Source organism: Streptomyces sp. NPDC000229 (genome assembly GCF_040300825.1).
Lineage (GTDB): Bacteria > Actinomycetota > Actinomycetes > Streptomycetales > Streptomycetaceae > Streptomyces.
In genome coordinates, this window is sequence record NZ_JBEPEL010000037.1 from 32710 (window position 1) to 55913 (window position 23204).

Consider the following 23204-nt stretch of genomic DNA (forward strand, 5'->3'; position numbering starts at 1 on the left):
CGGGCGGACGCGGCTCACGCCCGCTGACGAAAGGACCATCATGGACCCCCGTTTCACCGACCTCCTGCGCCCCTTCCTCAGGAACGCCGCCGAGGAGACCGTCATCACCCCGGATACCGACCTGCACAGGCTGGGCATCGACTCCATGCAGGCGATCGAGCTGCTCTTCGCCATCGAGGACACCTTCGGGATCTCCCTTCCCGACGAGGATCTGAACGACGTCACCTTCGCCTCCGCCGGCAACCTGTGGCGGGCGATCGCCGCGCAGCTTCCCGACGGGGCCAGTGGCGAGGAGGCGGCGTGACCGCGGTGCCCGAACGCCCCCGGGAGCCGGACCTCACGAACGCGCTGGCCCGGGTCCGCGAGGTCACCGAGGCGCATGTGGTCCGCACCGACCGGGAGGCCGCCTTCCCCGTGGAGGCGCTCGACGAGATGCGCCGCACCGGGCTGCTGGGTCTGCTCGTGCCCGTCGAGTACGGCGGCCTCGGCGGAACCGTGCGCGACCTGGTGGTGGCGGCGCAGTCACTGAGCCGCGGCGACATGTCCGTCGGCATGATCTTCGCCATGCACTGCCAGCAGACCGCGGCCGTGGTGCGGTACGCCGACGACCGGCTGCGCAAGGAGCTCCTGCCCCGCATCGCGGCGGGCGAGGTCTATCTCGCGTCCGTCACCACGGAGGCGGGCAAGGGCGGTCATCTGCTGACCGCCCGGGCCCGGTTGGCGGGCACCGCCGACCGGCTGGAGATCGACCGCTTCGCGCCCATCGTGACGGGTGGCGCGTACGCCGACGGCTTCCTCATCACCATGCGCGGACCGGGCGACGCGGCGGACACCGACGTGTCGCTGGTGTACGCGGACCGGGAGCAGGTGGAGGTGACGGGGTCGGGTGACTGGGATCCCATGGGGATGCGGGCGAGCCACAGCGTGCCGCTGCGGCTGGCCGGGAGCGTACCGGGGCACCACGTGGTGGGGGCGCCCGGGCGGTTCCGGGAGATCGCCGGAACGGTGTTCGGCCCGCTGGCCCATGTGGGCTGGTCCGCCGTGTGGCTGGGCACGGCGGCGGGGGCGCTCTCCCGGGTTCTGGGGCTGCTGCGCAGCCCGGCGGGCCGGGAGCGTTTCGACCTCGGTTCGGAGCTGCTGCTGACCCGGCTCTCGCGGGCCCGTCAGCGCCTGGACACGGTCCACGCGCTCCTGGCGCACACGGTGGAGGTGGTGGAGTCGGGCGAGGACCTGTCGCGGCCCTCGCGCCAGTTGCTGTTGAACTCGCTGAAGATCACCGCGTCGGAGGAGTGCCTGGCGGCGGTGGACGGCCTCGTGGAGGCGGTCGGGCTGCGGCACGGCTACCTCAAGGACTCGCCGACCCGTCTCGAACTGGCCCTGCGCGATCTGCGGTCCGCCGCCCTGAACTACAGCAACGACCGGCTGCATCTGGCCGATGGCCGGCTGGCGTTGCTCGACCGAGGAGTGACCTTTGCCTGAGTCGTCAGCACGGGCCGCTGCCGCCGTCGCCGGCCGGACCGCCCCCCTCCCCCGGGCCCGCCCCGGCTCCGGCTCCGTACCGCGGTGGCCCGTCGGCAGCGGACTGGACGCCCTGCCGTCCACCGCCGACGGGGCCGGGGTGTGGGCCGCGCTCGGCGCGGCCGGGGGCGTCGCGCGGGCGTACCGCGAGGGCTCGGTACGGGCCGGTGTCGATCCCGGCGGGCTCGGCGAGGTCCTCGGCGCCCTGGACGCCCGGTTCTCGATCCCGGCCACCCTGTCGGCGAGCGTGCAGTTGGCGACCGCGCTGCCGATCCTGGCGACCGGCACCGGTCCGGCGGTGGAGGGGCTGCTGGAGCGGGCCTTCGCCGGGCGGGCGACCGTCGCGCTCGCGGCCACCGACGCGACCGCCGGAACCGACCTGACCGGCCTGCGCACCCGGGCGCGGATCGACGCGGACGGCGTCGAGGTGACCGGGGAGAAGCAATGGATCGCCAACGCCACCACCGCGGAGGCGTTCCTGGTCCTGGCCCGGCACCGTGAGGGCCGGCACTTCACGCACTTCAGCTGGATCCTCGTACCCGCCGACGCGCCGGGCGTGAGGGTACGGGCCGCCGTGTCGGCGCTCTTCGCCGGTTCGGGTGCCGGGCATGTGGAGTTGGACGGCGTACGCCTGTCCCGCGGCCATGTCGTGGGGCGGGTCGGGCTCGGGCTCCCGGTCTTCGCCCGGCACATCGCCACCGAACGACTGGCCGGTGCGCTGTGGGGCGTCGCCCTGTGCCGCCGGGTGCTGGCCGATACCCACCGGTGGCTGTCCGGGCGTGCCCACGGCGACGACAGCCTGTGGGCCCTGGACTCCGTGCGGCAGCGTTTTGCGGTCTGCCTCGTGCGGGCGCGCGAACTGCGGGCCCTCACCGACGGGTTGGGGGAAGCGGTGGCGGTCCGACACGACACGGTGGCGGCGGCGACGCTCAAGGCGGCCGCCGGTGCCACGGTCACGCATGTACTGGCCGAGTGTGCGCAGTTGTGGGGGGCGGCCGGGTTCGCCACGGGCGGGATGCAGGAGATACGGGCTCAGGCGGCGCTCTTCGGCATCGGCGGAGGGGCCACGGAGGTGGTGCTCGACCTGGTCGCCGAGGACGCCGAGGGGATCCTGGCGGACCTGGCGCCGTCCGGTCCGCTCCCCGGTCCGCTCCCCGGTCCGCCTCCCGGCGCGCTGTCGTGACGGAGCCGTTCGCCGTCGCCGACGGAGTGTGGGTGATCACCGGGGACGTCGCCGGTGCCACTCCCAGCGCGCACCGCGGCGACCTGCTGCGGGCGGCCGCGCTGCCCGAGTGGCGGGCCCGGGAGTTCCTGGCGGGGCGCGGTCTGCTGCGGCGGCTGCTCACCGCGGTTCGGCCGGAGCTGGCCGCGGGCGCCGTGGTGCCGGACCCACGCGGCAAGCCCTGGCTGCGGGCGTGCCCCGAGGTGGGCGTCAGCGTCTCGCACAGCCGGGGCGCGCTGGCGGCCGCCGTCGCGCTGGGCGCGCGCGTGGGCGTCGACGTCCAGCGGCCGGAGTCCGCCGTGACGGCGTCGTTCGCGCGCCGGCTGCTCGGTGAGCGGGGCGCGGAGGAGCTCGCGGGGCTGCCCGCGGCCCGTGCGGCGGAGGAGGTCGCCTGGGTGTGGACCGCGCAGGAGGCGTGCGTCAAGGCGGACGGGCGGGGGCTGGCGGCCCGGCCGTGGACCGTGGGTATGGCGCCCGGGGCCCGCACCGGGTGGTGGGGTCCCTACCGGTGGATCGCTCTGCGCGAGCGCTCGGCGACACCGCTGAGCTGTGCGTTCGGTCCGCCGTATCAGGCCGTCGTGTGAGCAGGTGGCGAGGAGCGGCCATGGACGGCCGGGGAAATGACAACGGAAGGATGATGGCGCCGATGGCAGGTGAGTTCCGCACGCTGCACGACTGGTTCGCGGATTCGGTTCCCGCCCATGGGGACCGGATCGCGCTGGAGGCCGGCGCCACCCGGCTGACGTACGGCGAGCTGTCGGCCCTCGCCGACCGGGTGGCGGCGCGGCTGGTGGAGGTGACGGGCGGTGAGGTGCCACGGCGGGTGGGGCTCGCGGCGGGGCGCACGGTGGTCGCGTACGCCGGCTACCTCGCCGTGCAGCGGCTGGGCGCCACCGTCGTGCCGCTGGGGCCGGCCTTCCCCGCCGAGCGCAATGCCGCCGTCGCCCGGGCGGCGGCGCTCGACGCCGTGCTGACCGACGGCACCTGCCGTGACGGCGCCGACCGGCTTCCCGCGCCGGTGCTGCGGCTGACCGATGACGAACTGCCCGCTGTCGCGGCCGCGCCGGACCCCGGCCTGCCCTCGCTGCGGCCGGATCCGGACGACCTGGCGTACATCCTGTTCACCTCGGGTTCGACCGGCGTCCCGAAGGGCGTGCCGGTGCGGCACCGTCATGTCCACGCCTATCTCGCCCACGCCGTGCCGCGCCACGGGGCGGGCCCCGGTGACCGTCTGTCGCAGACGTTCGACCTCACCTTCGACCCCTCCGTGCTGGACATGTACGCGGCCTGGGGCACGGGCGCCACGCTGGTGGCGGCGGCGCGCCAGGACCTCCTGCGGCCCGTACGGTACGTGCAGCGGCACGCCCTGACGCACTGGAACTCCGTGCCCTCAGTGATCTCGCTGGCCCAGCGGCTGCGGGCACTCAAGCCCGGCAGCATGCCCAGTCTGCGCCACAGCATGTTCTGCGGCGAGCCTCTGACACTCCAACAGGCCCGGGCGTGGCGGGGGGCCGCCACGCAGAGCACGGTGGAGAACGCCTACGGCCCGACGGAACTGACCGTCACCTGCACGTCGTACCGGCTGCCGGCTCGGGAGGACGAGTGGCCGGAGCCCGCCAACGGAACGGTGCCCATCGGCCCCCTGCACCCGGCCCTCGAAGGGCGCGTGCACGACGGTGAGCTGTGTGTGCGCGGCGGTCAGCGATTCTCGGGGTACCTCGATCCGGCGGACAACGCGGGCCGGTTCCTCGCCCCCGACGGCACCCCGTACGATCCGGCCACCGCCCTGACCGACGCCCACTGGTACCGCACCGGCGACCGCGTCACGACCCTCGACGGCGGTGACGCAGTGGGCGGTTCGGTGCTCGTCCACCTCGGGCGGGTGGACCAGCAGGTCCAGGTGCACGGCTACCGTGTCGAACTCGGTGAAGTGGAGGCGGCACTGCGGGCCCTGCCCGGCGTACGCGACGCGGTCGTGCTCGCGCTGCCCACCGCGGACGGCAGTGTCGAGCTCACCGCCGCCCACACGGGCGAGGCGGGAGCCGGTGACGCGCTGCGCGAGGCGCTGCGCCGGCGCCTGCCGCCGTACATGGTGCCCGCGCGGCTCTCCGCGCTGCCCGCCCTGCCCCTCAACCGCAACGGAAAGGTCGATCGTGCCGCGCTGCGTGAGCTGCTCACGGGGACGTGCGCGCCGGACCGGTGACATGTCGCAGGCCGGCACGGCGCCTGCTCTCCGGGGCGAGCGTCTGCCGGTGGTCACGGCAGTCACACAGCCTCCTGAAGGCGCCATGTTCCGTTGCGCCGGCGGCATTGAGCGGTCCCCAGCCCTGCGCCCGCACCAGGAGGTCCGCCCGCCGGGCCACGGTGACGTACGAGCCGGTACCGCAGCCACGGCGGGATCACCGGCCGGTGAACGCCCGCCGTGTCGGCCCCGCCACGTGCCGCGCATTCGCGCTCCGGAGCGGGGCACGGGTGAGCCTGGTCCACGCCTCAGGCCGCCTTCCTCCAGACGTTCATGCTCAGTTGCAGGAAGGCGGCTTCTCGTATAGCCGTCTGCTTGACCTGGATCGCGAGGATCCCGATGTCGCCGGAGGCGTTCTTGACGCAGAACTGGGTGCCGTCGTCCGCCGCCGCGAGCGACCAGGTGCGGTATGCGGAGCCGGTGGCGCCGCTGAGGAGGTGACGGCAGGCGTCGAGGGAGGCGGCCTTTCCGTTGAACATCTGCAGGAACACGCTGGTGTCGCTCTGCAGCGCGCAGTCGACGCCGTCCTCGCAGTCGAGGCGGATGTCGCCCGCGCGGTCATCGCGCAGCATCGGCTCGCGCAGGCTCAGGGAGTTCTTCTCGTTCAGCCACACCGGGGACCGCACGTCGGCTCCCGGCGCCAGGGCGGCGTTCGGGGCAGGCTGCAATGCTCGGGGGGAGCCGCCGGCGGTCGGCGGGGTGCTTGACGGCGGCGCCGTGGACCGTGCGGACTTCGTCGGGCCGGGTGCCGAAGCGGGTGTGTCCGCGGCACCCTCGCCGAGGCCGAACCGGTGCCCGCCGAGCCACGTCAGGCCCGTCAGGACCAGAGCGCCCGCCGTCACGGCCGCGGCCGTGATCAGCGCGGGACGCTGTCCGGGCGCCCACCGGGCGGGGCTCAGCAACAGCGTCGTGGCCGCGGTCGACGGAGCCACGGGGGTGCGCACCGGGTCCGGAACGGTCGCCTCGGGTCCCCTGACCTCGCGCCAGACGGCCGGCCCGGCGTCCGCGTCGGCGTCCGTGTCCAGGCGCCGTCGGCACCACTCGACGACCTCCGCCAGCGTGGCCCGCTCACCCGGATCGTGCGCCAGGCACCGGGCGATCAGCGGGCGCAACGGCTCGGGCAGCCGGGACAGATCGGGTTCCTCGTGCACGATCCGGTACAGCACGACGGGCACGATGCCGTCCCCGTACAGCGGTTCGCCCAGCGCCGCGAAGGCCGCCGTCTGGGCCAGGGCGAAGACATCGGTCGCCGGGGTGATTTCGCCGGCGACCGCCTGCTCGGGAGCCATGAAATGGGGTGTACCGACGGTGGAGCCGGTGGCGGTGTGGGAAGAGAGGTCGGCGGCGATCGAGATACCGAAGTCGATCACCCGCGGCCCGTCGGCGGCCAGCAGCACATTGGACGGCTTGAGGTCTCGGTGCACGATCCCCACGGCGTGGACCGCCTGGAGCGCCTCGGCCACGCCGGCCATCAGCCACAGCACGGCGGGCACCGGCAGCGGACCCTGCCGGGTGACGGCCTGGGTGAGGGACGGCCCGGGCACGTAGAGCGTGGCGAGCCAGGGGGGTACGCCGTCGGTGTCGGCGTCGATCAGTTCCGCGGTGTAGGCGCCCCTGACCCGGCGGGCGGCCTCCACCTCCCGGCGGAACCTTCGCCGGAAGGCCGGGTCGTCGGCCAGCTCCGGCCGCACCAACTTGATCGCCACCGGGCGGCCACCCTGGGTGTGCGACAGGTACACCCGGCCCATGCCCCCCGCGCCGAGCCGGGCCGCGAGGCGGTAACCGGCCACGACGGGAGGGTCGTCCGCCTGGAGCGGCTGGAACACCTCGGTTGTGCTGCTCATCGGACTGTCGTCCCCCTTGATCCCCGACCGGCCGACGGACCGGCCCGGGACGGCAGCCTAAACGGGATGAGTGGACCCGGCTGACCTGAGATGCTCCCCCTCCACGACGCATCCGGCCCGGCCGCGCCCGTCACCGGCAACGGACCAGCCCGCCGGCCGGGCCCCGCCCACCGGTCAGCCGCCGGCCGCCCGAGGGCCACGTTCTACCGGCGTCAGCGCCCCCAGCCGGCGCTCGCCCTACCCCGCAGCCCGACGGCGAACTGATGCCGCCCCTCCAGGCCGCATGGAACTTCCGATTCCACCCCGTTCGCTGCTGGATCTCCGTCCGCCGGGCCCTCTCCGCGCGTTGTTGCCCGACGTGCAGGAGCTGCGCCGTCGGGTACGCCTCGATGGCGGCGCACCGTGATGGGTGCTGGACGGTGCCCTCTGCTCGGCCACGGCCTGGTCAGCCGCAGCCGGGTCGGCCCATCGGCCCGTCTCCATCGGGCTCCACGCGGGTGCCCCGTGGGGTGCCGACGGCTTTGAGGTCGGCAGCCGCGCAGAAGATCCGGCTCACTCCCGGGACTGCGACCGAGGCGTCACACCCCGCCCCGAACGTCCGGAAGGCGTCGGCCAGGAGACGGCCCGTCGGCCCGTCGGCCCGTCGATGGCGTTGCGGGCGACTGGCCGGGACAGCACCACCGTCGTCACGCGCCCGTCACGCTCCACCCGGACGCCGGGGCGGCGGGAGCGCCGGGGAATCCGTCCGGAGGCTCATGTGGCCGGCGGCCGGACCGGCTCCGCGGCGGGCGGTGCGCCTTCCGCACGACCGCCGCACAGGAGGCGCCGGATGATAGGTCATCAGGGATGGTGCCCTCCTGGATGTGTACTGGCCCACATTTTTCCCTCACATGTTCCTCACCAATGCGGACCGACGTGATCCGGATGGACACCCGGGACGAACGAGCCGTGTGCCGTCTGGGCCGGAAGCGTGCCGCGGGTGCCGTGCGATGCCGTACTCCCTGGTCACACACAACACGGAACGCGGCATTCCGTGTTACTCGTGAGTTCTGCATCAGTCGGCGCAAGTTGTCTTTGAGTCGAAGATTGGCGTCAAGTAGCGCGTTAAACAGCCATATAGGCGAGTGATCGGATAGGAGCTGTCAGTTCCACTTTGACTCCCCCTGGGTGATCTCCAAGACTGCGCCCCGACCACCTGGCACGCGTCGGGAACCGCGTGCGGGACCTAGCAGGGGGACCGAAACCGAATGAAAATCACCAACCCGAACTCCGCCCGCGTGCGGAGAGCCGTCACGCGCGGACTCGTGACCGCCACCGCGCTCGCCTCCGTCACCGCGGTGGCCGCGCCGCAGGCCGCCATCGCCGCCCCGCCGGCCGCCCCGGCAGCGGCGGCCGGGATAGGCACCACCGACACGCAGCGGGTGGACGCCGCCGCCGTGGTGCGCCTGGACCCGAGCCCGGAAGTACTACTGCTCAGCGACCACGACTTCATCCACGCCCTCTGGCAAAAGGCCCGCGACGGCGGGGAGACCTTCGACGCGGTCCGGCAGGCCGCCGAGGCCGCCATGATGAGTGAATCGGCCGACGACCACGTGCAGTTCATCGTCACCGGTATCCACGAGGCGTACGCCGTCGACAAGCAGCGCGAGAAGGACAAGGCCGACACTGCGCGCGCCGCCCGGCTCGCCAAGTCCCAGGCGCTGATCGCGATCGGCATCCCCAACAGCCCGGATCTGCTCGACCTGAGCGACGACAACTTCATCCGCGCCGTGATGCGGCACGAGGCCGCCGGTCCCCAGGTCCGCGCCGCCGCCGCGACGGCCCTCGCCGGAGACCCGGCCGTCTGGCAGGAGTTCATCGCCAACGGCGCCCGCGAGGCCCACCAGCGCGACGTGGCCGACGAGCTGAAGGAACTGGAGGAGAGGGACCGCGCGGAGGCCGAGCGCCGCAAGGAACTCGCCGCGCGCGCCAACGCGGCCGCGCTCTTCCGCATCACGCCCTCCGAGGCCATGCTCGCCCTCAGCGACGACAACTTCATCCGCGAACTGCTGCGCACCGCACCGGTCGACGCCAAGGACAGCGAGCTCTACGCGGCGGCGCAGCGCACGGTCCTCAGCCCCGACCCGGCCGTGTGGAAGCAGTTCATCCACACCGGCGCCGAAGAGGCGTACAAGAAGGACGACGAGGCGCGCCGCAAGCAGATCTCCGAGGCCAACCGCAGGCTCGCGCTCCAGATCCAGGCGGCCGCCGAGAAGACCGGCGTCCACCCCAACCTGGTCGCCGCCGCGAAGAAGGCCCTGGCCGGCACCGACGAGGACGTCGCCCGGTTCCTCAAGGAGGACAGCCAGTACCGGGCGAAGCGCCAGTCGTTGCAGCCGGCGAGCGGCAAGCCGGCGGGCTTCCACGTCCGGCAGTCCTCGCCCGACGCCGGGGAGGCGTTCATCGCTCCCCTGTCGGCCTCGTCCAAGCAGGCCGACCGGGAGGACGCCACCTGGGTCGTCGTCCCCGCGCTCAACGGCCGGCCCGGCTGCTACTCGTTCGAGTCCTCCCGCAAGCTCGGCCACTACCTCACGCACAAGGACCTCCGGGTCAGGATGGCCGCGAGCGACAACAGCGCGCAGTTCCGCAAGGACGCCACCTGGTGCGCCAAGAAGGGGCTGAGCGGCTCCGGTACGTCCTTCGAGTCCGCCGGTCAGCCCGGCCGCTTCCTGCGGGAGCACTACGGCGACCTGTTCGCGGCCGACAAGAGCGCCAAGAACCGCTTCGACGTCGAGAAGGACTTCGCCCAGGACGCCTCCTGGAAGATCGTCACCCCGCTCGCGCGCTGACCGCCGCCCGCCGGGCCCTCTCCCTTCAGACCTGAGAAGAACGGAAGCACCCCATGTCCCGGATCGTCCGATCCGCCCTGGCCGTCGCGGCCGGTGTCGCCGCGCTCGCCGGCGGCATGACCGTCGCCGTCGCCGACGAGGCGCGCACCCCGTCGGCCCCCACCGCCACCACGGTGTCCACGGCCACCGTGGACGCCGACGACGCCAGGGCCGCCGCGGCCCCGGCCCCCTCGGCCGTACAGCTCAGGGTCGCGCACAGCGACCAGTGCCTCACGATCCCCGGCGCCAGTCTCCGCAACGGCGTCAACACCGTCCAGTCGGCGTGCGCCGGTGACGCCGAGAACCAGCGCTTCACCATGGTGCCCACCGGTGCCGGCACCTTCGAGCTGCGCTTCGGGCACAGCGGCAAGTGCCTCGACGCGGAGGCCTCCGGCACCAAGGCAGGCACGGCCGTCCAGCAGTGGTGGTGCGTGGGAGCGCAGAACCAGCGCTGGCGCCTGGTCATGGCCGACATCGCCAAGGAACTGTACGAGCTGAGGCCCGCCCACACGGCCGTCGGCACGAACCTCTGCCTGGACATCGAGTCCGCGAGCAAGAGGGACGGCGCGACCGCGCGACTGTGGGCCTGCAACGGCACGCCCGCCCAGCAGTGGCGCATCCAGCCCGTCACGGCCGCCTGAGCCCCCCGAACACGCAAGAGAAACGGATCCCCACATGTCTCGGATCATCCGGGCAGCCCTGACCGCGGGCGCGGCCGTCGCCGTCCTCGCCGGCACGGCCACCGCCGTCCAGGCCGACGGCGACACCGGCAGGCCCACCGCCGCGGCGACCGCCGCCGAAGCGGCCCGCGAGGCGGCAGCCGTCGCCGCGGCTGCGCGGCAGGAGGCCGTGGCCCGCGCCGGGATGCCGCAGCAGGTGGTCACCCTCACGGCCGCCCACAGCGGCAAGTGCCTCGAAATCGAGGGCGGCAAGACCACGGACGGCATCAACGCCCAGCAGTACGCCTGCAACGGCACGGACTCCCAGAAGTGGACCGCCGTCGCCAAGACCGGCGGAACCTTCGAGCTTCGCTCCGTCAAGAGCGGCAAGTGCCTCGAGGTTCAGCAGGAGAGTGTCAAGGCCGGCGCGGCCGTCCAGCAGTTCACGTGCGGCCAGGGGGCGCACCAGCGCTGGCGGATGATGCTGGTCGACCCCGTGCGCAAGCTGTACGAGCTCCAGCCCGCGCACGCCGAGGAAATGTGCGTCGACGTTCCCAGCGCCAAGCAGGACAACGGCGTCGACGCCCAGCTCTACACCTGCAACCGCACCGACGCCCAGCTGTGGCAGGTCCGGCCGGTCGCGTGAGCCGGCCGACCGACGCGCGCGGGCGCGTCCGTTGAACGCCCAGGAGGGGCGGGGCCGTGCGAACGGCTCCGCCCCGGCGGTTGTGAACCGTACTTCTTTCCCGAGGGGGGCCTTGAGTTGAGTCGTCAGTGGAGATGCACGCGGGCGGTGACCGTCGGCGCGCTGGCCGGCGCGATCGTCCTCGCGGGCGGCGTACCGGCGTGGGCGGGGACCACCCCGGCCGCCGCGCCACCGCAGGTGGCGTCCACCGTCACCGCCGTACCGGCCGACCTGCCGCAGCAGGCACTGTCGCCGGAGCTGGCCGCGGCCGTCGAGGAGGCCCGCAAGCGGGTCACCTCGATGGCGAAGACCCACCCGGCCGCCGAGGTGCGGACCTCGGCGTGGAACGCGTTGCGCAGTTCCCGGGGTGACCAGGCACTCGTCGAGTGGCTCGCGCCCGGCGGCGGCTTCGACGCCGCGAAGCAGCGGGCACGGGACACCCGCGCCCGCAACAGGGCGTTCTGCGAGCGGGTGATCGCCACGCACACGGCGGAGTTCTCCCCCCAGGTGCGGGCGGCCGCGACACGGGCGCTGAAGGGGAGCGCCGCCGAGCAGGCGGCCTTCGTCGCCTCCGGTTACGCCGAGGCGCAGCGCCGCGACCGCGACGCGCGGGAGGCCGGCGAGCAGCAGCGGCTGGACGTCGCCGCCGCCGACCGGGACTTCGTACGCGGCCTCGGCGTGCAGGACCCGGGCGAGCAGGTGCGGGTCGCGGCCCAGTGGGCGTTGCGCCCGGGGGCCACCGACGCCGACGTGGCGGAGTTCTTCGGCTACGGCTGGGCCACCGGCGCCGCGCTGGACCTGGCGGCGTACCGGACCCGGGTGGCCGACGCGGAGGCCGTGCGCCACCACACGCTGACCCGCCTGATCGCGGAGGCCACGGCGGCCGAGGCGGCTGTGGCCGGCGCGGCGGACGCCGCACGCGCCCGTGCCGAGGCGGAGCGCGCCTGGCAGGCGGTGTCCGAGCACGCCGGTGCGGCTCAGCGGGCCTGGCAGGCCGAGCAGGCCGCAGCGGCCGCCCAGGCGGAGAACTGGCGGACCGTCGCCCAGCTGTCCCGGGAGTCCGCCGAGCGCCTCTGGCAGGCGATCTCCGGCGCCGCCGAGGACCACGAGGCCGCCTGGGCCGGGGAGCGGGCCGCGGCGGACGACGCGGCGGGGTTCTGGAAGGCCATGTTCGACCGCGCCCAGGACGGCGAGAGCCGCAGCCGGGACTGAACCCGGAAAGTGCCCGGCGGAACCGGGCGTTGGGCTGCACCACCACCGAACCGTCGACTTATCCATGTGTCGACTCATTGAAGGAGTTTCCCGTGAGGGAAGGAGTCCGGCGCAGAGCCGGAAGAACTCGCGGCCGGATATCCGGTCTGCTGGGTGGGGCGGTGTCGACCGTCCTTGCCCTGGCCGTCCTCGGCGGTGTGGCCGGGGAGGCCGGAGCCGTCACCCGGGAGGGCCCCGGCGAAGCCGCCCGTGCGGGCGTCGCGGCCGGTCTCCATGCCGCGGGGACCGCCCAGCCCCCGCGGACGGCGTCCGAGCTGGACCGGATCAGTGACGAGCGGGACCGGCAACTGGTCGAGGACTTCGCCGAGTTCGACGAGGAGGAGGAAGTCCGCGAGGCCGCCAGGAAGGCACTGGAGAGCACCGACCCGAACGCGATCCGCGACTTCTTGGAGCGCGGGGAGGCCGAGGCACGGCAGCGCGCCAAGGACAAGCGGGACACGGCCGATGTCGCCAACCGTCGCGAGATCGAGGCGCTGCGCGGGACGGGCGGCCCGTTCTTCAACGCGGAGGTCGAGCGGGTCCTGAAGGGGACGGCTCAGGACCGGGCCGACTTCCTGGCCTTCGGCGCCGACATCGCCCGCCAGCGGGACAAGGCCACAGAGCAGAACGAGCAGCAGCGCGCGGCGGAGAACCGCAAGCGGGTCGAGATGCTCGTCGCGGTCGGCGGGCCCGAGGTGAAGCGGACCGCGCAGGCCGCTCTGGCCACGGGCGACGACAAGGTGATTGCCGAGTTCCTGGTGAAGGGCTACCTGGTCGCCGCTCAGCAGGACGCCGACGACCGGGCGGCACACGAGAAGGCGCAGAAGGAGGCGCTGGAGGCGGCGGAGCGGCTGCGCGAGCTTGCGGAGAAGGCGGCCACCGCCGCCGCGGCCCGCACCAAGCTGATCGCCGCGCACGGCGACGCGGTCCGGGCCCTCAAGACGGCGTCGAACGCGATGAGCGCGGCCGCTTCGCAGTCCCGTGAGGCCGACCGGCTGCTGGCGGCCGACCGGGCCGGGAAGCGGCTGTCGGACTACGGGCCGGTGAAGGCGGAGGTCGCCCGGCAGGTCGGGATCGCCGAGGACGCCGCCAAGGCGGCCCAGGTGGCGGCCGGCCAGGCCAAGGTGCAGGCCGACGTGCTGGTCGGGACCGGCCTGACCCATGGGGTGCAGTGGTCGGATGTGGCCTCGGGCCTCGCGGGCTCCGCGGACGCGGCGGCGAAGGCCGCGGCGACCGCGCGGCACGCGGTGGACGCCACCGCCGCCGACGCGGCCGGGCTGAACGCCAAGAACCAGGCCGAGCTGCATGCCCAGCAGGCCGCCAAGTGGCGGGCCAACGCCGAGGAGCACGCGAAGGCTGCGGCCCGCCTCGCCGAGGCGGCGGCCAAGCAGGCGAAGACCGCGGCAGACGCGGCGGCCAAGTCCCGCCAGGCCAGGATCGCGGCCGAGCAGGCAGAGAAGGAGGCGTGGGAGCACGCCCGGAAGACGCGGGACGCGCGGATCGAGGCACAGCGTCAGGCCCGGATCGCGGCCGAACAGCGGGCGGTCGCCGAACGCGAGCGCGACCTCGCCGCCGCCGCCCGGGCACGGGCCGAGCGGGAACGGGACATCGCCGCGGCGGCACGCGCGCGGGCCGAGGCCGAGGCCCGTACCGCCTCCGCCCGAAGGGCCGACGCACAGGCCGCGGCGGCCGTGGCCGCCGAGAAGCGGGCCACCGCGCAGGCCCAGGAGGGCATCGCCGCCAAGGCCGACGAACTGGCGCGGGGCGAGGAGACCAAGGCCCGTACCGCCCGCGACAAGGCGGTGGAGGCCGAACGCGTCCACAACGCCGAAGCGGCGAGGGCCAGGGCGACCGAGGCGATGGCCGCCAAGGCCAAGGGCACCGAGCACGCCGAGACCGCCCGCGCGGCGGCCACCGAGGCCAGGTCCGCGGCCGACGCCGCCGGTACGGCGGCCGGTACGGCACGGGGCGCGGCCGACCAGGCGTCGGCGGCAGCGGTACGTTCCCGCTCGGCGGCCATTGAGGCGGCCGGCGCAGCGGCGCGGGCCCGCGCGGCGGCCGCCGAGGCCACCGCGACGCTGCCCGCGCCAACGCCGCCGCCAACAAGGCCGAGGCGGCCGCCTTCGCCGCGAACGCGGCGGCGAACAAGGCCGAGGCGGAGGCCGCCGCCACCCGCGCCGCGGCCCAGCGGGCAGGCGCCAAGGCGGCCGAGGCCACCGCGCAGGAAGCCCGGGCCGGTATCGCCGCCCATGAGGCGTCCCGGCTGGCCGGACTGGCCGCCGTCCACGCCAACCAGGCGCTCCAGGCCGCCAACCGCACCCGCGACGAGGCCGACGGCGCCACCCGGGAAGCGGCGATGGCCCGCCTCCAGTCCACCATCGCGGTCCAGGCCGCCACCTCGGCCCGTACCACCGCCGCGGGCATCGCCGACCCGGCGAACACCGCCATCGTGCTCACCGCGCCGTTCACCGGCACGGACGTCGACGCCGACTTCGCCACCGAGGTGGCGAAGGCCGCCCAGGCGATGGGCCAGGCGGAGGTCACCAAGGCCGAGACCCGCGCGACGGAGGCGGTCAAGGCCGCCGAAGCGGCCGAGGCCGCCGCCCTGCGCGCCAACGCCCAGGTGGCTCCGGCCTTCAAGGCGGCGGCATCGGCGGCCCGTTCCTCCGCCGACGCGGCCCGCTCCTCGGTGGCCGCGATGAAGTCCGCCGCCCAGGCCGCCGAGGACGGCGCCAAGGCCCGCGCCGCCGCGGCCCGCGCCAACGAGGCCGACGCCCAGGCACAGGCCGACGCGAAACTCGCCCGCCAGTCCGCCAACCAGGCGTTCGCCGACGCGGCCGCCGCACGCAACGCCGCCACCCAGGCGGAGGCCGAGGCGGCCCGCGCCCGGGGTGCCGCCGCCGAGGCGGACAACCACGCGGCCGCCGCCAACAGCGCCGCCTCCATGGCCGAGAAGGAAGCGAGCGTCGCCCAGGGCGCCGCCGCCCAGGCGGAGAAGGACGCCGTCGACGCGAACACGTTCGCGGAGTCGGCCGAGAAGCACGCCACCTCCGCCGAAACGGCCGCCAAGAACGCCGGCACCTACGCCAAGGAAGCCGACGAGGCCGCCAAGAAGGCCGAGGAATACCAGCGCGAACTCGAGCGCAAGGAACACGAGGAAGCCGCCAAGGCCAAGGAGAAGGGCGACCCCTACTCCCTGGACGCGGCCGAGCGCAAGGCGCTCGAGGCGGCGGGGATGAGCCCGGCCGAGTTCGAGGCGGCCCGCGCCCTCGCCCAGCAGGACCTGCTCGACTACCTGATGGAGAACGGCGCCGAACTCCTCGTCGAACTCGCCGCCGGCAAGATCAAGGAGTGCTGGGACGACCCGGACATCCCCACCTGCCTGTGGGCGATCGTCGAGAACCTGCCGTGGACGAAGGCGGCCGCCATCGTCAGCAAGCTCCCGAAGATCGGCAAGGCCATCTGGGGCATCAAGGAGTTCCTCGACAAGTCGGCCAAGGCGAAGAAGCTGGTCGACAAGGGCGAGGAGATCCTCGACGACGTATGGAAGAAGCTCCCCGCCTGCGCGACGGACAAGAAGAAGAGCGGTCCGGCGGCGAGGAGCGCCGCGGCGAAGGCTTCCGGCCCGCAGCGCGTCCTCGCGGCGCGGTCCGGCGGCGGCAAGGACGCGGAGAACATCGGCCTGGCTCGTGAGGAGTACATCGCCAAGCTCGTCGGCGGGAAGGTCGCCAAGGACGACAAGGGCCAGGACATCAAGATCGTCATGCCCAACGTGGGTTCGAGCGGCCTCGACGTCATCGGGCCCGATGGTTCGTACGTGTACGTCGGTGGTGGCGCCAAGGCGGCCAATCCGTCCAAGTTCGGCAAGGCCCTTAAGATCAACAAGTACGCGGCCGACGAGGCGGGCGTGAAGGCGGTCTACTACCTCGCCGACAACACCCCGGAGTCGGCCATCAAGCAGGCCAAGAAGGTCTTCGGAGAAGAGAATGTCCACATCTTCACGCTGCCGAGCTGCTGACCATGACTGACGGATTCATCCGCTGGTACCGCGAGTCGGCGGCCACGCCGGTGTTCGCCGCACAGGCGGAGCTGTTCGAGGCGCACGGCCTCCGGCTCGTACACCCCGCCAAGGGCGCGGCCGTCGTGCTCGACGTCGAGGGGGACGACGTCCTCATGAGCCCGGAGGAGCTCGGCCGGCTGCTGGGTCTGCGGATCGCGTCCCTCACCATGAACTGGTGGCTGTCGGCCGACGTCGACGTGGTCGACGAGTACGCCTATGAACCGCTCGGCTGTGAGACCCAGACCTTGTGGCTGGACGGTCTCACGCCGGAGCAGGCGGACACGGTCGAGGCGGCCGTCCTCGCCTCGGCCGCCGCGCTTCCGGTACCGACCCGCGCCGTGATCGTCGACCGGAAGGGCGTGGGTGACCCCGGCGCCTGGGATTCACCGGTGCTCTACGACGGGGAGAACCTGCCGCCCGTCCCGGACCGGCTGCTGCTCCACCCGCTGCTCGCGGACCGGTTCCTGACGGCCCGGCCGGAGCTGAGCGGCGAGACGACAGAAGGAGGGCTGACCGCGCTCACTCCCGTCCGTACCCGCTGACCACCCCCGAGGAAAGCCCCGCCGGAGCCAGAACCGGCGGGGCATCTCAATGCCCCGTGCCGGGCCGGAGGGCATCTGGTTCGTAGACCCGCCGGAGCCTGCACCTTCCCACCGAGAGATCATGGGGGGCGTGAACCCTTGGATTCGCGCCGACGACGACCAGAGTGACACCTGGTCGTTCTTCGGACTCGACGACGAGGGGCGGGCACTACGGCGGGTCGCCCTGCAGGGACCTCAGTGTCGGCCCCTGACTGCGGCCTGTCCGGCGGAGGTCATGAAGGCCCCGGACCACGCCGGTCTCGCGACGATGGCCGCCTATGAGGGGAATCACGGAGTCCTCGCGGAGGGAAGACTGCACGGGCGGCAAAACGCGGGCCGAATTGCCGAGATCACCCAGCACGAATGTGGGTCGACGTGGGCCGCTGCGCGAGAGACCCTCGACGCGAATCGCACCGGGGAGACAAGTTGATCACGGAGTACCAGCAGAAGCTGCGCGAGCGCTACCTCGCCGCCCCCGTCATGCCGGCCCCGGAGCCATGGCAGCCGGTTTCCGACCGCAGAACTCCCATCGGCGGCCTGCTTGGCATCGGCTTCGCCGTCCACCCCGACAGCGGGCACGACCTCGTCATGGTCGTCTCCAGCAACGGTCACGGGCTCTTCGACGCGGCCACCGGCGAGAAGATCGCCCGAGACCGGGATCCCGACCCCGCCACCAGCATCCCCGACGCCCACCCGGACCTCACCTGCCCCGGCCTCGGGCCGATCGAAGGGACCCCCGTCCGCATCGCCGGTCTCTTCGGCGGCGGCCTCCACACCACCACTCCCGACGGCTGGACCCTGGACGTCGTCAGCCCTGAGTGGCCCCACGACCGCGTCATCCTCTCCGCAGACGGCGGGAGCCACAAGGGCCCGGCGGGAGAGGCGTGGTGGCACGTCTTTCACTCAAAGTACTCAGAACTCCGCGCTGCCGGTTTCTCGCCCTCCGGCCTCACCCTGGCCGTCGCCACCAGCAGCGACCTCACTCTCTGGACTCGCCAGGGACTCCACTACATCGACTGAGTGCCGCTCCGACGTCAAGGGTGGTGGACGAACCGGGCAGAGCTGGCCGAGCCCCTCAACGACGCACCACCCGCAGGGACGGTCGGGTCGTCGGCGGATCGGCGAGCGGGCCCGCAAGCCGGCGGCGAGGTCGTCGACGACGCGGCGCGGCGCGGCGAGCGCGGGGACCGCCGGCGGATCGGCGGGTGCGGGGGCGGTGCGGTGCGGACGTCGCGGTCGGCCTGGCGGACCACGGCGCGCACCGTGGGCTCATCGAGGGCCTGGAGGCGCGGTGGCGAGGGTGGCGAGTCGGCGGGGAGCAACTCCGCCACGTCGCCGGTACGGCCGGAGACGGTGATCAGGACGCGCTGGGACAGGCCGTAGTCGGGCGCGACCACGGCCGGGTCGCTGTTTCGCGGGCGGGACGGCTTGGTGCCGGCCCTCAGCAACCGACCCAAGCAACACGCTTCATGCCATGTTGTGAAAGTGCTGGTCACCACGGCTGTTGACTGCGACCAGTACGGTCGCCTCCTGGCGGACGGCGAGCTTCCCGTGGCGACGGCGCGGTGGCGCTTGAGCCGGTAGATGCCCCGTTCGACCGCATGGCGCTCGCGGTAGTCGGTCTTGTTGATGGGTCCGAGCTCTTCTCGGCGCTGCCACCGACACGCACACAGCGTGGCCGGCTCCTGCAGCATTCAGAGCCGGCCGTGCAGGGGGACGCCCTGACCGTCACCCTCAGCGTGGCCGGCGAGGCAGGAGGATGCGCACCTCCCGTCCGTCTTCGCGAAGCCGGGCAGCGACGACGATCCCTTCGACAGAACGAGGACGGTGCCGCTGTCCCTGGTCCTCGGGGTAAGGTCCGCCTCCATCCTGGACTCCGTGATCGTCCGCACCGCCGTCCGGGCGGCGGGCACGGTATCTCAACTGCCCGCCAGGGGCTGTTCCGTCCAGATGGTCTTGCCGGCCGCCGTGTACCGGCTGCCCCAGCGGTGGGTGAGCTGTGCGACGAGGAACAGGCCGCGGCCGCCCTCGTCGGTGAGCTGTGCCCGGCGCAGATGCGGTTGTGTCTGGCTCGGGTCGGAGACCTCGCAGATCAGGACGCGGTCCTTGATCAGCCGCAGGCCGACCGGACCGCCCGCGTACCGGATGGAGTTCGTGACGAGCTCACTGACGATCAACTCCGTGGTGAAGGCCAGATCTTCCAGTCCCCAGGCGGTCAGCTGGTCCGAGACGAGCTCGCGGGCCCGCCCGACGAGAGAGGGGTCGGCGGGCAGCTCCCACGCGGCGGTGGCAGCGGCGGACACCTCCTTGATCCGCACCACGAGCAGTGCCAGGTCGTCATCGGGCGGCTCGTGCGACAAGGCGTCCAGGATGTCCTGCCCGATCTCGGTGACATGCCGCCCGCTGTCGGCGCCGTCCCGCGCACCCGCCCGGACCGCCTCCAGTTGCCGCTCCGACCGGTCGGTGCCCTTGGCGAGCGCTCCGCCGTAGAAGGCCAGTACATCACCGGACCCCAGGGACAGCACCACCGGTTCGAACGGCTGCCCGCCGGTTCCCAGGACCGGACCTGGGCGGTACGTCACCGTGCCGCTCCCCAACCGTCCCCTGGCGGCCAGCACGGGCGGCGGGTGGCCGGCTCCGGCCAGCACGCAGGTACGGGACACCGGGTCGTAGGTGGCGTAGAGACAGGTGGCACCGGCCAGCGCGCTCGGCGCCTCCGCGTCCGGCTCCTGTCGGTCGTCGTCCTCGATGAAGCGCATCACGAGGTCGTCGAGGTGAGCCAGCAGTTCGTCCGGACTGAGGTCGAGATCGGCCAGGGTCTGCACGGCCGACCGCAAACGCCCCATCGCGGCCGTGGCGTTGAGGCCGTGTCCGGCCACCGTGCCCATGACGAACGCGAGCCGCGTCGATGGGAGTTGGATGACGTCGAACCAGCTGCCGCCGATGGCCGCGGTCGTGGCGGCGGGCACGTAGACCCCGGAGGTCTCTGCACCGGTGACGTCCATGACGGGTCTCGGCAGGAGGCTGCGCTGCAGGGCCTCTGCGGTACGGCGCTCACGGGTGTACCGGCGGGCGTTGTCCATGCTGAGTGAGGCCCGGGAGCCGATCTCCTCGGCGAGGACCGCGTCCTCCTGGTCGAACGGGCGGCGCTCCGCGGTGCGCCACAGGGCCAGCGCACCGAGCACCGTGCCGCGTGCCTGCAAGGGGACCAGCATGAGGGAGGCGGCCTGTGGCGGAAGGATCAGCCGTACGCGCTCATCCTCGCCCGCGAGCACTGCGCGGAGCTCGCTCAGGTCGGGGAGGAAGACCGCCGATCCCCCGCGCAGATGGACGCTCTCGACGCTCCGCAGCCGGATGGTGTCTCCCACGGAGTAGCTCTCCGTCGGCCACCGGCCGTCGGCGGCCCTCACGGCGACACGTCGCATCGGCGCTCCGGTGACCAGCTCTCCCGGTTCGTCCCCGCGCAGCACGGGTTCGGTGAGGTCGACGGCCACGAGGTCGGCGAATGCGGGGACGAGCACTGCCGCCAGTTGCTCGGCGTCGCGCACCATGTCGAGGGAGCTGCCGATCTCCGCGGCGGCCGCGTTGAGCAGCGCCAGCCGCTCGGCGGAGCGCTGGTCCGCCGGCGGCGGGGGCGGGACCCGGCGGATGTCACCGGCGACGGCGACCGGTACGGGGCGGTCCGGGTCGGCGGGGTGCACGCACAGCAGGAACCGCGCCGACGAGCCCCCCATCAGGGTGGTGATGTCGACGTCGGCCTCCAGCTGTGCGCCGTTCGGCCGCAGCAGCCGGGCACGGGCACTGCGCCCGGCGCCACCGACGGCTCCGGCGACGAGACGGGCCCACAGGGCGGGATCCTCGAAGAGTTGTTCCGCGTGCAGCCGCTCGGCACCGGGGCCACCGATGGCCTCAGGAGCGCCCAGGAGCGTCGCTGCGGAACGTGTGCCCGTCAGGACCTTGCCGGCGGCGTCGAGTACCAGAACGGCCGTGGGGAAGTCCGCTGCCGCGACGGGTTCCCCCGGGCCGTTCTCGCTCACTCGTCTCTCACCCCGGCAGGTTCGAGGGGGCTCCTGATCTCATTGAACACCTCGCGCGCGGCGTGCGCGCGCCGGTGGGCAGGGGGTGCGGGCGCGACGGCCGCCGGGTGCCACCTGCCAACGGCGCGAACCAGGGCAGGGGCGGGTAGATGTTGGGCATCAGTTCCTGGAACCGGGAGTCCCTGGAACTGGACGGAGAACCACCGGCGAGCGTGTGGCGAAGGGCCGGTGCCCCTACCCGGTACATGAGTGCCCGCGCACTTCGGGTCGTGTGTGGGGAGCCGGCTGCCGGAGCTCTCGGGCCGGCCGGGTGGCTTCGTCCACACGTAGGCGCCGCCCCCGGAGCGGGGTGCGCCGCCGGACGCTCACCGGAGCCCTGCCCCCCCGGACTGGTTCGCGCCGGTTTCCGATGCGGATGCGGCGGACGAAGCGGCCTCCCGCCGACGTACGTGACCACGCCGGCCGGGGAGCCGGCCGCTGGGCCCGGCGGCGCCGCCCCGGCCGTTGCGGGAGGTGTCGATGAGCGCTTTCGCGCGCCACGGGCGAGTCGGGGCCATGTCCGGCGGCACTGGCGGCACTGGTGGCTGCGAGCTCATCGCTCGGGTGCTGCGGCGCAAGGGGGCCGTCTCGGTCACCGTGTCCCAGCCGCACGGGGCCCAGTGCCCGGACCTCGCGGATGCCGCCCGCCGTCGCGGTCGGCGCAGGCTCTCGGCCGCGTCGGCGCGAGGCCCCGCCAACAAGGGTGTCGGCTCGGGGAACAGGGGCATCCGGATCAAGCCGTCACCCTCTCCTTCGGGCCGCGTTACGAGCTATATCAGGTCAATATTCCGTTATGTGAAGTGTGTCCTACTGGCTGGTAGGGCCTGCGGCTAGCTTCTGGGCCATGACCAAAGCCAAGAAGACGACAGTGGACGCACGTCGGGTGCTGGCCGTGGCGGCCGCGGCCATCGGTGTCGCCACGATGGTTCCGGGCACGGGCCAGGCGCAGGCGGCGACGGCTCAGCGGATCGCGGTCGACAGCGTGGTAGACGCACCGGACGCGTCCACACGGGACGGGAAGTGCCTGTCGACCAAGGGGGGATGCACCCTGCGTGCGGCAGTCATGGAGGCCAACGCACACCCGGGTTCGACGATCACCCTCCCCGCGGGCCGTTACCGCCTCAGCATCCCACCGCTGCTCGGTCGGCCCTTCACCGACTACACCCTGGCCGATACGGCACACGGCAACCTGAAGATCTTCGCGCCCACGACGATCACCGGGGCCGGAGCGGACGCCACAGTCATCGACGGGGGCGGGATCGACCGGGTGTTCACCGTCATGCGACCGTCGACGATCTCGGACCTGACGATCACCCGCGGCCGCTCCGAGCCCACGGCGTCCCTCTACAACTACTACGGCGGCGGTGCCGCGCTGAACTCCTCGCAGCTGACCATGGAGCGGGTGCGCCTCACCAGGAACACCGGCAGGATCGGCGGGGCCGTACAGAACATCCCCTTCAGCTCCTTCACCCTGCGCGACAGCCTCGTCGACCACAACGAGGCCGGCGAAGCCGGTGGCATCCGGTTCGACTCGGCGGGCCTGGTCGAACGGTCCACGATCACCGACAACCGGGTCACCGACCCGTACGATCCCACGCGGCCGGGCGAACTCGCGGGCTACGGTGGCGGCATCGACGTACGAGGAGTCAGGGACGTCACCCTCGTGGACACCGAGGTGACCGACAACTACGCCGAGAAGGGCGGGGGTGGCATCAACATCACCCTCGGCTACACCCCCGCCCCGCCGGTGCGGGTCGGCCCTGGCAGCGTCCGGCTGAAGAACTCCACCGTCACCGACAACTCCCGGCTGGACGGCGCGGACAACTGCCGGGCCGTGCTCGCGAGGTTCGTCGACCTCGGCGGCAACACCGACTCCGACGGCACCTGCGGGCTGAATTCCTGACCGTCGTCGATCGGCTCGGCCAGGATCATCGCGCTCGATGTCCGGATGCAGGCCGCACGGTGTCGGACGAGCGGTGCGGGGCGCGGGCCAGGGCGCTGCGGAGGCCGCAATCCTCAACGTGCTGCCGGCCCTACGGCATGCGCCTTACGGGCTCGAAGACGTCGCCGTGGTCTACGAGGGCCCCGGACTCGGCGACCGGGCCATCGTCGAGACCACCGCACCATGTTCGTGCGCTTCGCCCTCGCTGGCCTGCCCGTCAATCGGCCCTCACGCGCGGTACGACCTCACCGCGCAGC

The 23204-nt window shown here is 73.2% G+C and carries 16 protein-coding genes and 1 pseudogene; 13 read left to right on the forward strand and 4 right to left on the reverse strand.

The window, feature by feature from the left end; all coding sequences use genetic code 11:
* The first annotated feature begins 40 nt into the window (after positions 1-40).
* From ABT360_RS19390 to ABT360_RS19410, 5 genes are all read left to right on the forward strand, one after another.
* Positions 41-304, forward strand: coding sequence for a phosphopantetheine-binding protein (locus tag ABT360_RS19390; protein ID WP_351817554.1), 264 nt, complete (start codon positions 41-43; stop codon positions 302-304).
* Complete coding sequence (locus tag ABT360_RS19395) at positions 301-1479, forward strand: acyl-CoA dehydrogenase family protein (protein ID WP_351817557.1); 1179 nt, start codon at positions 301-303, stop codon at positions 1477-1479. The genes ABT360_RS19390 and ABT360_RS19395 overlap by 4 nt, the downstream gene beginning before the upstream one ends.
* Positions 1472-2701 carry an acyl-CoA dehydrogenase family protein gene (locus tag ABT360_RS19400; RefSeq protein ID WP_351817559.1) on the forward strand — a complete coding sequence of 410 codons (1230 nt, stop codon included), beginning with the start codon at positions 1472-1474 and terminating at the stop codon, positions 2699-2701. The genes ABT360_RS19395 and ABT360_RS19400 overlap by 8 nt, the downstream gene beginning before the upstream one ends.
* Complete coding sequence (locus ABT360_RS19405; protein ID WP_351817561.1) at positions 2698-3324, forward strand: 4'-phosphopantetheinyl transferase family protein; 627 nt, start codon at positions 2698-2700, stop codon at positions 3322-3324. Before ABT360_RS19400 ends, ABT360_RS19405 begins: the two co-directional genes overlap by 4 nt.
* A 62-nt stretch (positions 3325-3386) precedes the next feature.
* Positions 3387-4943, forward strand: coding sequence for an AMP-binding protein (locus ABT360_RS19410; protein ID WP_351817564.1), 1557 nt, complete (start codon positions 3387-3389; stop codon positions 4941-4943).
* A 287-nt stretch (positions 4944-5230) separates the two neighbouring features.
* Here ABT360_RS19410 and ABT360_RS19415 read toward each other — a convergent pair whose 3' ends face one another.
* Positions 5231-6826 carry a serine/threonine-protein kinase gene (locus ABT360_RS19415; RefSeq protein ID WP_351817567.1) on the reverse strand — a complete coding sequence of 532 codons (1596 nt, stop codon included), beginning with the start codon at positions 6824-6826 and terminating at the stop codon, positions 5231-5233.
* A gap of 437 nt (positions 6827-7263) precedes the next feature.
* Positions 7264-7567 (reverse strand): annotated as a pseudogene (locus ABT360_RS19420) (crotonase/enoyl-CoA hydratase family protein); the annotation flags it as partial.
* Between the two features lie 506 nt (positions 7568-8073).
* Here ABT360_RS19420 and ABT360_RS19425 point away from each other — a divergent pair.
* The 7 genes from ABT360_RS19425 (at position 8074) to ABT360_RS19455 (ending at position 17949) form a co-directional block, all read left to right on the forward strand.
* Positions 8074-9654, forward strand: a complete 1581-nt coding sequence (locus tag ABT360_RS19425; protein WP_351817570.1) for an AbfB domain-containing protein — start codon at positions 8074-8076, stop codon at positions 9652-9654.
* Positions 9655-9707: 53 nt separating this feature from the next.
* Entirely contained in the window at positions 9708-10334 is a 627-nt protein-coding gene (locus ABT360_RS19430; RefSeq protein WP_351817573.1) for an RICIN domain-containing protein, read from the forward strand.
* A gap of 34 nt (positions 10335-10368) precedes the next feature.
* Positions 10369-10998 carry an RICIN domain-containing protein gene (locus tag ABT360_RS19435; RefSeq protein ID WP_351817576.1) on the forward strand — a complete coding sequence of 210 codons (630 nt, stop codon included), beginning with the start codon at positions 10369-10371 and terminating at the stop codon, positions 10996-10998.
* Between the two features lie 147 nt (positions 10999-11145).
* Positions 11146-12249, forward strand: a complete 1104-nt coding sequence (locus ABT360_RS19440) for a hypothetical protein (protein WP_351817579.1) — start codon at positions 11146-11148, stop codon at positions 12247-12249.
* Between the two features lie 92 nt (positions 12250-12341).
* Positions 12342-14990 carry a hypothetical protein gene (locus ABT360_RS19445; RefSeq protein ID WP_351817582.1) on the forward strand — a complete coding sequence of 883 codons (2649 nt, stop codon included), beginning with the start codon at positions 12342-12344 and terminating at the stop codon, positions 14988-14990.
* 1318 nt (positions 14991-16308) lie between these two features.
* Positions 16309-16890, forward strand: a complete 582-nt coding sequence (locus tag ABT360_RS19450) for a hypothetical protein (protein WP_351817585.1) — start codon at positions 16309-16311, stop codon at positions 16888-16890.
* Between the two features lie 465 nt (positions 16891-17355).
* Positions 17356-17949 (forward strand): hypothetical protein, encoded by a 594-nt coding sequence (locus ABT360_RS19455; RefSeq protein WP_351817588.1) that lies wholly within the window; start codon positions 17356-17358, stop codon positions 17947-17949.
* A gap of 14 nt (positions 17950-17963) precedes the next feature.
* On the opposite strand, the gene ABT360_RS19460 is transcribed toward ABT360_RS19455, so the two are convergent.
* The gene (locus tag ABT360_RS19460) at positions 17964-18386 is read right to left on the reverse strand and encodes a hypothetical protein (RefSeq protein WP_351817591.1); all 423 of its coding nucleotides are present in this window, start codon (positions 18384-18386) and stop codon (positions 17964-17966) included.
* Between the two features lie 462 nt (positions 18387-18848).
* Positions 18849-20966 carry an ATP-binding SpoIIE family protein phosphatase gene (locus ABT360_RS19465; RefSeq protein ID WP_351817594.1) on the reverse strand — a complete coding sequence of 706 codons (2118 nt, stop codon included), beginning with the start codon at positions 20964-20966 and terminating at the stop codon, positions 18849-18851.
* Positions 20967-21849: 883 nt separating this feature from the next.
* Here ABT360_RS19465 and ABT360_RS19470 point away from each other — a divergent pair.
* Complete coding sequence (locus tag ABT360_RS19470; RefSeq protein ID WP_351817597.1) at positions 21850-22908, forward strand: hypothetical protein; 1059 nt, start codon at positions 21850-21852, stop codon at positions 22906-22908.
* The last annotated feature ends 296 nt before the right edge of the window (positions 22909-23204 follow it).